Source organism: Dialister sp. CAG:357 (assembly GCF_000435155.1).
Taxonomy (GTDB): Bacteria; Bacillota; Negativicutes; order Veillonellales; family Dialisteraceae; genus Dialister; species Dialister hominis.
The window spans coordinates 1-6,874 of sequence record NZ_FR896343.1 but is presented as its reverse complement, the minus strand read 5'-3'; the positions used below and the strand labels follow the sequence as shown (position 1 = coordinate 6,874).

Sequence of the window (6,874 nt, the reverse complement as noted above, 5' to 3'; positions counted from 1 at the left end):
CCCTTAGACTTTGGAGCCACTAATAGGATTTGAACCTACGACCCTCTCATTACGAAGAATAACATAATAAAATTGGTTGACAATACGGCATGAATTACTATTCATTTGCACTTAAACAGAAATCGGCTGGTAGAAGTCGTGGTAGTTTCTGACGAATTCAGGCATGTCCGGGGTGACGGTTTCCGGGACGCCGCCTGCCATCTTGTAGGTGCCGTTCTTGTAGTCGAGCGTTCTCTGCGCGCTGACCATTTCACGAAGGGCTTTTCTTTCTGCCTTGATCTGTTCCGGTGTCTTGTCATAGTCGAAGTAGCCGTTGGCGATGACGCGGCTCATGTCGTACATGGTGGATGTCACGGTCGCTTTGATTCTCGGGTCCATGGATGCCGCATTGATGGCAAAGCCGCCCCAGCCGCAGATGCCGAGGACGCCGATTTTCTGCGGATCAACATCAGGCCTGTTGGACAGGTAATCGACAGCTGCCAGAAAATCTTCGGTATCAATGTCCGGGGATGTGGTGTTTCTCGGCTGTCCGCCAGATTCCCCTGTGTAAGACGGATCGAAGGCGAGTGTCAGGAAACCGCGGGCCGCCAGTTCCTGTGCATAGCGTCCGGAGACCTGTTCCTTCACGGCGCCATACGGGCCGGCCACGGCAATGGCATCCAGTTTTTCACCCGGTTTCATGTCTTTTGGCGTATAAAGGTCGCCGACAAGAGTGATGCCGTATCTGTTGTGGAAGGTCACTTTCTTATGGCTTACCCTTGCATCTTCAGGAAATGTCTTGTCCCATGCGTTCGAAAGCTTCGAAGCGTCGATCGTTTCAGCCGGCGCTTTGGAAGCTGCGACGGGCGCGCGGTCCATAGCAGAAGCATTCATCATGCCGCCTGCCATGAGAAGTCCGAATGCAGCGAGCGTGAGAGCGCGTTTCATCATTTTCTTATTCATCTTGGTTCCTCCTGTGGTTGAATTCCATACCTTGCTTCTTTTACGAATAGAGTGTAACATTAGACTTAACTCTAAGGTTAATAGCATTTTCAAAAAAATGGGAGGAAATATGTCATATACCATCCAGCAAGTTTCCAAAATGACGCGCATCCCGGCGACGACGCTCCGTTATTATGACAAGGAAGGCCTTCTCCCCTTCCTCGAAAGGACCGAGTCCGGATACCGCCGCTTCTCTGACGTCGACCTCGCCTCTCTCCAGATTGTCCAGTGCCTCAAGAGTGCAAGGCTTTCCATCGAGGAAATCCGCCAGTTCTCCGAATGGGTCCACGAAGGCGACAGCACGCTTCAGAAACGCCTCGACCTTTTCCTCCGCCGCAAGGAAGAAATGGAAAAGCAGATCGAGGAATGGAAGAAAATCCTCGACGTCATCAATTACAAATGCGAGTATTACCAGAAAGCTGTCGAAGCAGGAACGGAAAAGCATCTCTTCGCCAAGGACAAACTGCCCCACGCAGATGAATTCATCACAGCCATGCCTTCTTTACCAAATCCTCAGACATCTGAAAATTGAGAGCATTAAAAAATCTCCCTTTGGAATCCAAATTTCCTGGACCCAAAGGGAGATTTCTATTTTTACAATTCATGTCTTCCGACGGTTTCTGCTGTCTGGGCGAACCAGTCTGGTTTTTCTTCGTGGATCTGTTCGACGATCCACTGTCCTTCTTCGTGGCTTCCGGGGATGAGGTAGAAAGCGGAGCCTGAGCCGGTCATGACGGCGGGGCAGTCGAAGCTCTGGACATAGCGGGCGGCCGAGAGGAGTCCCGGGGAGTTCGGGAAGAGTCCGAGTTCGAAGTCGTTGGAGAGGGAATCGGCGAGGCCTTCCCAGTCTCTTTCTTCGAGCGCTTTGAGGCAGTCTTCTGTCTTGTCGATGCTGAGTTCTTTTCTTTCATCGAGCTTCTGGTACGCAGGACCGGTCGGCATGAAGAGCGGCGGCATGGCGATGACGAGCGGCAGGCCTTCCCAGGCTCTGGCCGGTGTCAGGATTTCCCCGATGCCCTGGCAGCGCGATGCCCCTCCTTCTACGCAGAAGGGAACGTCGGCGCCGATCCTGGCTGCGACTTTAAGGAGATCTTCTTTGCTGAGCGGATGCTCGTAAGCTTTGGAAAGTCCGCGCAGGACGGCGGCTGCATCGGCAGAGCCCCCTCCCATGCCGGCACCTGAAGGGATTCGTTTCTTCAGCGTCAGGAAGACGCCTCCTTCCAGTTCTGTCACGGCGAAGAATGCTTCAGCGGCGCGGACCATGAGGTTTTCCTGTCCTGCCGGCGCATCGCCTTCGAGGACTGTCAGGAGGATCTCATTCGATTTCTCCAGTGTAATTTCATCTGAGAGCGATATGCTGTGCATGACGGAATCGATCGAGTGGTAGCCGTCCGGCCTCTTCCTCCCGACCCAAAGCGTCAGATTGATTTTCGCGCGCGCTGTTTCCGTGATCATGATTACCTCTTTTCCTGCCATTTTCGGCATTTTTTTTCTTCATTTTATAGTGATCTATCTTCCATACTCATTATACCATTCCTTTGAATTATTAATATTTAAACATTTAAATTTGTTGTTGTATTTTTCAAGAGAACTATGTATAATAGTGATTGTTAAAACTGTATGTAACTATTTTGCAAAACAGTATCATTAAAAATGTCCCACTTTGAAAGGAAATGGTCGTATGCCAGGATTATTTTTTGACGACTACGAAACCCCAGTTTACCGTCCGCCGAGTGAAGCAGAAAGCTTCATCCTCCGCGTGACTCGTGGATGCGCGCACAACCACTGCACTTACTGCAACATGTACCGCGGCGTCCAGTTTGAAAAACTTACCGATGAAGAAATCATGCGCCAGATCGCCATGGCTTACTCCGTCGACCGCGATGGTGTCCGCCGCGTATTCCTCGCTGACGGCGATGCGCTTGTTCTCGAAACCGAACGTCTTCTGAAAATCCTGAATACGCTCAAGAAATATTTCCCGAACCTGGAAAGAGTCGCATCTTACGCCGCTCCTGGAGATATCCTCAGAAAGTCCGTGGAAGAACTGACCCAGCTTCGTGAAGCAGGCCTGCAGATCCTCTACTACGGCATGGAATCCGGCGATTCCCAGACCCTGCGCGATATCCGCAAAGGCGTCGACGGCCCGCAGTCCATCGAAGTCGGCAAGCGCGTACGCGCAGCCGGCATGCAGCTTTCCATCATGATCATCCTTGGCATCGCAGGCGTTCCGGGCAGTGAAAGACATGCCCTGGCCACCGCAAAAGCCATCAATGAAATCAAACCGACCCATCTTTCCGCACTCTCCCTCATGCTCTACCGCGGAAGCGAACTGAAGGATCAGTTCGAACGCGGCGAGTTCACACCGCTCACCCCGGCAGGACTCATGGAAGAGCTGAAGGTCATCATCGAGCACCTTGACCTTCCGGAAACGGAACACATGATTTTCAGAAGCAACCACGTTTCCAACTACATCCGCCTCGCAGCAACATTGCCGAGAGACAAGGACCAGCTCCTTGCGGATATCGATGAAAGCATCGCTTACCTGAAGAAACAGAAGCACTGGGATATCTACAACCACGACTGGAGCAAATTCTAAGTCCGTCGTTTGATTTTTCCCCTTCAAACTCCTATAATAAAAACAATCAGAAATGATTCAGAGAGAATGAAATGCCGCGGATTGGAAGACGATCCGCGGCTCTTTTGTTAAGGAGGAATAATATGGTATCCAAGAAATGGCTCGCCCTTTCAGCCGCTGTGCTGATGGGCCTCGCTCCCGTATCCTTCGCATCTGCTGCTGATGAGACGCCTTCAGCAGCACAGGTCTTCAAGACCACAGCTGCCTTTGTACAGACGGCTTCAAAGACAGACAAGGCAGACTCCAAAGAAACGGCCAAGGCTCCGCTCACGGCTGAATCGATCAAAGTGAACCCCGCCAAGTGGAATTACGATGAGAAGAATGATATTTACTACCAGATCGGCCTCGTCTACTGCACAAAGCCGGCTGCGACGGAATATGAGCAGCTCGCTGTCTACGTCCCGGGCGCTTATATGAAGGGCACGAAAAATCAGGACGGCACGTACACGGCCGTTATCAATGACAAGGCAAAGGTAGGAAACTACACAGCTAAGACTGCACCGATCGTCATGCCGGTCAATACGGGCGGATACGCCGCGCAGAAAGCGCCGTCCGCTTACTATCCTAACGGTCTCAATACGTACCTCTCCGAAGGCTTCGTCTATGTCTTTGCAGGATGCCGCGGAAGAGAAAACGGCACGAACCCGGACGGTACGGAATTCGTCGGCGGCGCTCCCTGGGGCGTCACGGACCTGAAGGCCGCTGTCCGCTACCTCCGCTACAATGACAGTCTCATCCCGGGCAGCAAGAACCGCATCTTCACCTTCGGCCACAGCGGCGGCGGCGCGCAGAGTGCACTCATGGGCGCGACCGGCGACAGTGATTTCTTCGGACCGTACCTTTCCTCCATCGGCGCACTCATGACCGATGCAAAGGGAAAGCCTTTGAGCGATGCCATCGACGGCGCGCAGGCATGGTGCCCGATCACGAACCTTACGCAGGCCGATTTCTCCTATGAATGGATGATGGGCCAGTATGCGAACGACGGCGAGAGAGCCTACGGCACATGGACCCGCGCGATTTCTCAGGACATGGCAAGAAATTATGCCGCTTACCTGAACAACATGCAGCTCAAGGATGAAAATGGAAATCTGCTCACCCTTTCGCAGGGCTGGGACGGAAACGGCATCAATGCGAGCGGCACATACTATGACTACATGAGAGGTGTCATTGAAACATCGCTCAACCATTTCCTCTCGGACAACAAATTCCCGCTCACCTTGGGAGGCAGCGATTTCCATATGGACGGCGGCTTCCCGGGACAGGGCCCGCAGCAGCGCCCGACCTCCATGGTCCCTGGCGGCAAGCCTTTCCCGAAGGACACACCGACCGAGCCTCATACCTACCAGACCCCGCAGGACTACATCGACAGCCTGAACGGCGACAACCCGTGGATCACCTATGACGCCAAGACGAATACGGCAAAGATCACATCCATCGGCGCCTTCACGTCCCGCCTCAAGAAAGCATCCAAAGGCATCGGCGCCTTCGACAGCACCACGCTCTCCCAGGCAGAAAACCTCCTCTTCGGCAATGGCAAGGTCAGCGCCATGCACTTCGACGGCGGCATGTCCTGGCTCATGGAACACAACAAGGACCGCTACAGCGCTTACGCGGACTACAATGACAACATCAGGAAATCTTACTATGACGAAATGGACAATGTCGACAGCCTCGGCGTCCCCTCCATCATCCGCCAGATCATGTACGATCCGATGACATTTATCCTCATTCCGAACGATGAAGAAAAGCCGTCCGTCCTTGCCAACCACTGGCGTATCAATACCGGCCTCTTCCAGGGTGACACCGCTCTCAATACCGAGCTCAACCTTTACCTCGGCCTGAAGCAGAGAAAAGACGTGAAGAACGTCCTCTTCACGACCGTCTGGAACCAGAAGCACACCATGGCAGAACGCACCGGCAATTCGACCGGCAACTTCATCGCCTGGGTCAAAGAAGTCACAGCAAAAGAATAAATGCTCACGGAAAAGCCTCCATCGGGGGCTTTTTCCTATGGAACCACCAATGAGGCAACCGGAAATCCCGCACTTTTGCCCGATTTCCTTATTTCCATGCATCCTGCGCCAAATAAAATTACCATGCTTGACATCTTCTGATATAATGAGATGAATGTAATTCCGCGGGCTGCTTTGTTGCCTATGGCCCGCGTTTCTTGCGCCCTGCAGAAAGGAACCAAAATGGCATTTCTTTCGATGTCCGAATACCGCACACCGCTCTTCTGGAAACGTCTGGCTTTCATTATAGCGATTACGATCCTAGGCACTTTCATTTATTCCGTCGGCGTCAATGCCTTCTTCGTCCCGCACCAGTTCCTGGCTGGCGGGCTGACAGGTATCGCCATGATTGTATACTACCTGACCGGCATTCCGATCGGCGTCACGAACCTTGTCCTGAACCTCCCAATCCTCGGTCTCTCCCTGAAATTCATGGGGAAATTTTACACCATCATCACGATCCTCGGGACCGTTCTCCTTTCCCTTTTCATCGACCTCACGGCCTTCCTGGCTGACTACCACGTCGTCAAGGACCCGATCGTCGCTGCCATCTCCGGCGGTGTCGTCCTGGGCGTCGCCATGGGTATCCTTTACCGTTACAACAGCAATACCGGCGGCCTCGACGTCATCGGTGCCATCATCAAGAAGTACTACAACCTGGAAATCGGCTACGTCGTCTTCGCACTGAACTTCATCATCGTCATGGCCAGTGCATGGATCTTCGCTCTGGAACCAGCCATCTGCACCCTGATCGGCATGTACATCAATGCGAACCTCGCCAGCCGTCTCGTCCTTGGTTTTGCCCAGAGAAAAGCAGCCTTCATCGTCTCCGACAAGCCGCTTGAAATCTCTGATGCCATCCTGCGCACCATCCACCACGGCGCGACCCTCCTCTACGGCCAGGGCGCTTTCTCCGGCGCTGACAAGAAAATTATCTTCGCCATCGTCGACCTCACCCAGGTCACCCGCGTCCGCCACCTCGTAGAAGACATCGACCCGCACGCCTTCGTCTTCCTCATGAACACCACCGACGTCATCGGAAGAGGCTTCACCAGCCCCCTCGCCGCCGGCCGCAATATCCCCCAGTCCATCCGCTACACCTGCGACGAAAAAGGCGACGTCGTCCCCACCCGCATGTGGCAGTTCGAAATGGACGCAGAAGCCCATCCCTACAAAGGCGAACAAACACCACCCAAAGTCGACCAGAAATAAAAATGAAGGGGCTGTGACAAAATGTGCAATC

6 protein-coding genes and 1 tRNA gene are annotated in these 6,874 nt (G+C 53.3%); 4 read left to right on the top strand and 3 right to left on the bottom strand.

Annotated elements, in window-relative coordinates; translation table 11 throughout:
* Positions 1 to 11: 11 nt before the first annotated feature.
* Both M3200_RS00075 and M3200_RS00070 read right to left on the bottom strand, forming a co-directional pair.
* Positions 12 to 89 (bottom strand) — tRNA-Tyr (locus tag M3200_RS00075).
* Positions 90 to 111: 22 nt separating this feature from the next.
* Positions 112 to 942, bottom strand: coding sequence for an alpha/beta hydrolase (locus M3200_RS00070; protein WP_022381501.1), 831 nt, complete (start codon positions 940 to 942; stop codon positions 112 to 114).
* A 109-nt stretch (positions 943 to 1,051) separates the two neighbouring features.
* On the opposite strand from M3200_RS00070, the gene M3200_RS00065 reads away from it, so the two are divergent.
* Complete coding sequence (locus tag M3200_RS00065; protein WP_022381500.1) at positions 1,052 to 1,513, top strand: MerR family transcriptional regulator; 462 nt, start codon at positions 1,052 to 1,054, stop codon at positions 1,511 to 1,513.
* 62 nt (positions 1,514 to 1,575) lie between these two features.
* Here the strand turns inward: M3200_RS00065 and ispE are convergent, their stop codons facing one another.
* Positions 1,576 to 2,436, bottom strand: a complete 861-nt coding sequence (gene ispE / locus M3200_RS00060) for a 4-(cytidine 5'-diphospho)-2-C-methyl-D-erythritol kinase (RefSeq protein ID WP_022381499.1) — start codon at positions 2,434 to 2,436, stop codon at positions 1,576 to 1,578.
* A gap of 226 nt (positions 2,437 to 2,662) precedes the next feature.
* Between ispE and M3200_RS00055 the strand changes: the two genes are divergently transcribed.
* The 3 genes from M3200_RS00055 (at position 2,663) to M3200_RS00045 (ending at position 6,843) form a co-directional block, all read left to right on the top strand.
* A complete protein-coding gene (locus M3200_RS00055; RefSeq protein ID WP_022381498.1) occupies positions 2,663 to 3,577 on the top strand; it encodes a radical SAM protein in 915 nt (304 codons plus the stop codon).
* 122 nt (positions 3,578 to 3,699) lie between these two features.
* The gene (locus M3200_RS00050) at positions 3,700 to 5,592 is read left to right on the top strand and encodes a subtype A tannase (RefSeq protein WP_022381497.1); all 1,893 of its coding nucleotides are present in this window, start codon (positions 3,700 to 3,702) and stop codon (positions 5,590 to 5,592) included.
* Positions 5,593 to 5,814: 222 nt separating this feature from the next.
* On the top strand, positions 5,815 to 6,843 hold the full coding sequence (locus M3200_RS00045) for a YitT family protein (protein ID WP_231939268.1): 1,029 nt from the start codon (positions 5,815 to 5,817) through the stop codon (positions 6,841 to 6,843).
* The last annotated feature ends 31 nt before the right edge of the window (positions 6,844 to 6,874 follow it).

Excerpts from the sequence above, each read along its gene's own strand:
- M3200_RS00070 (WP_022381501.1), bottom strand. The coding sequence starts at position 942 with ATGAATAAGAAAATGATGAAACGCGCTCTCACGCTCGCTGCATTCGGA.
- M3200_RS00065 (WP_022381500.1), top strand. The coding sequence starts at position 1,052 with ATGTCATATACCATCCAGCAAGTTTCCAAAATGACGCGCATCCCGGCG.
- ispE (WP_022381499.1), bottom strand. The coding sequence starts at position 2,436 with ATGATCACGGAAACAGCGCGCGCGAAAATCAATCTGACGCTTTGGGTC.
- M3200_RS00055 (WP_022381498.1), top strand. The coding sequence starts at position 2,663 with ATGCCAGGATTATTTTTTGACGACTACGAAACCCCAGTTTACCGTCCG.
- M3200_RS00050 (WP_022381497.1), top strand. The coding sequence starts at position 3,700 with ATGGTATCCAAGAAATGGCTCGCCCTTTCAGCCGCTGTGCTGATGGGC.
- M3200_RS00045 (WP_231939268.1), top strand. The coding sequence starts at position 5,815 with ATGGCATTTCTTTCGATGTCCGAATACCGCACACCGCTCTTCTGGAAA.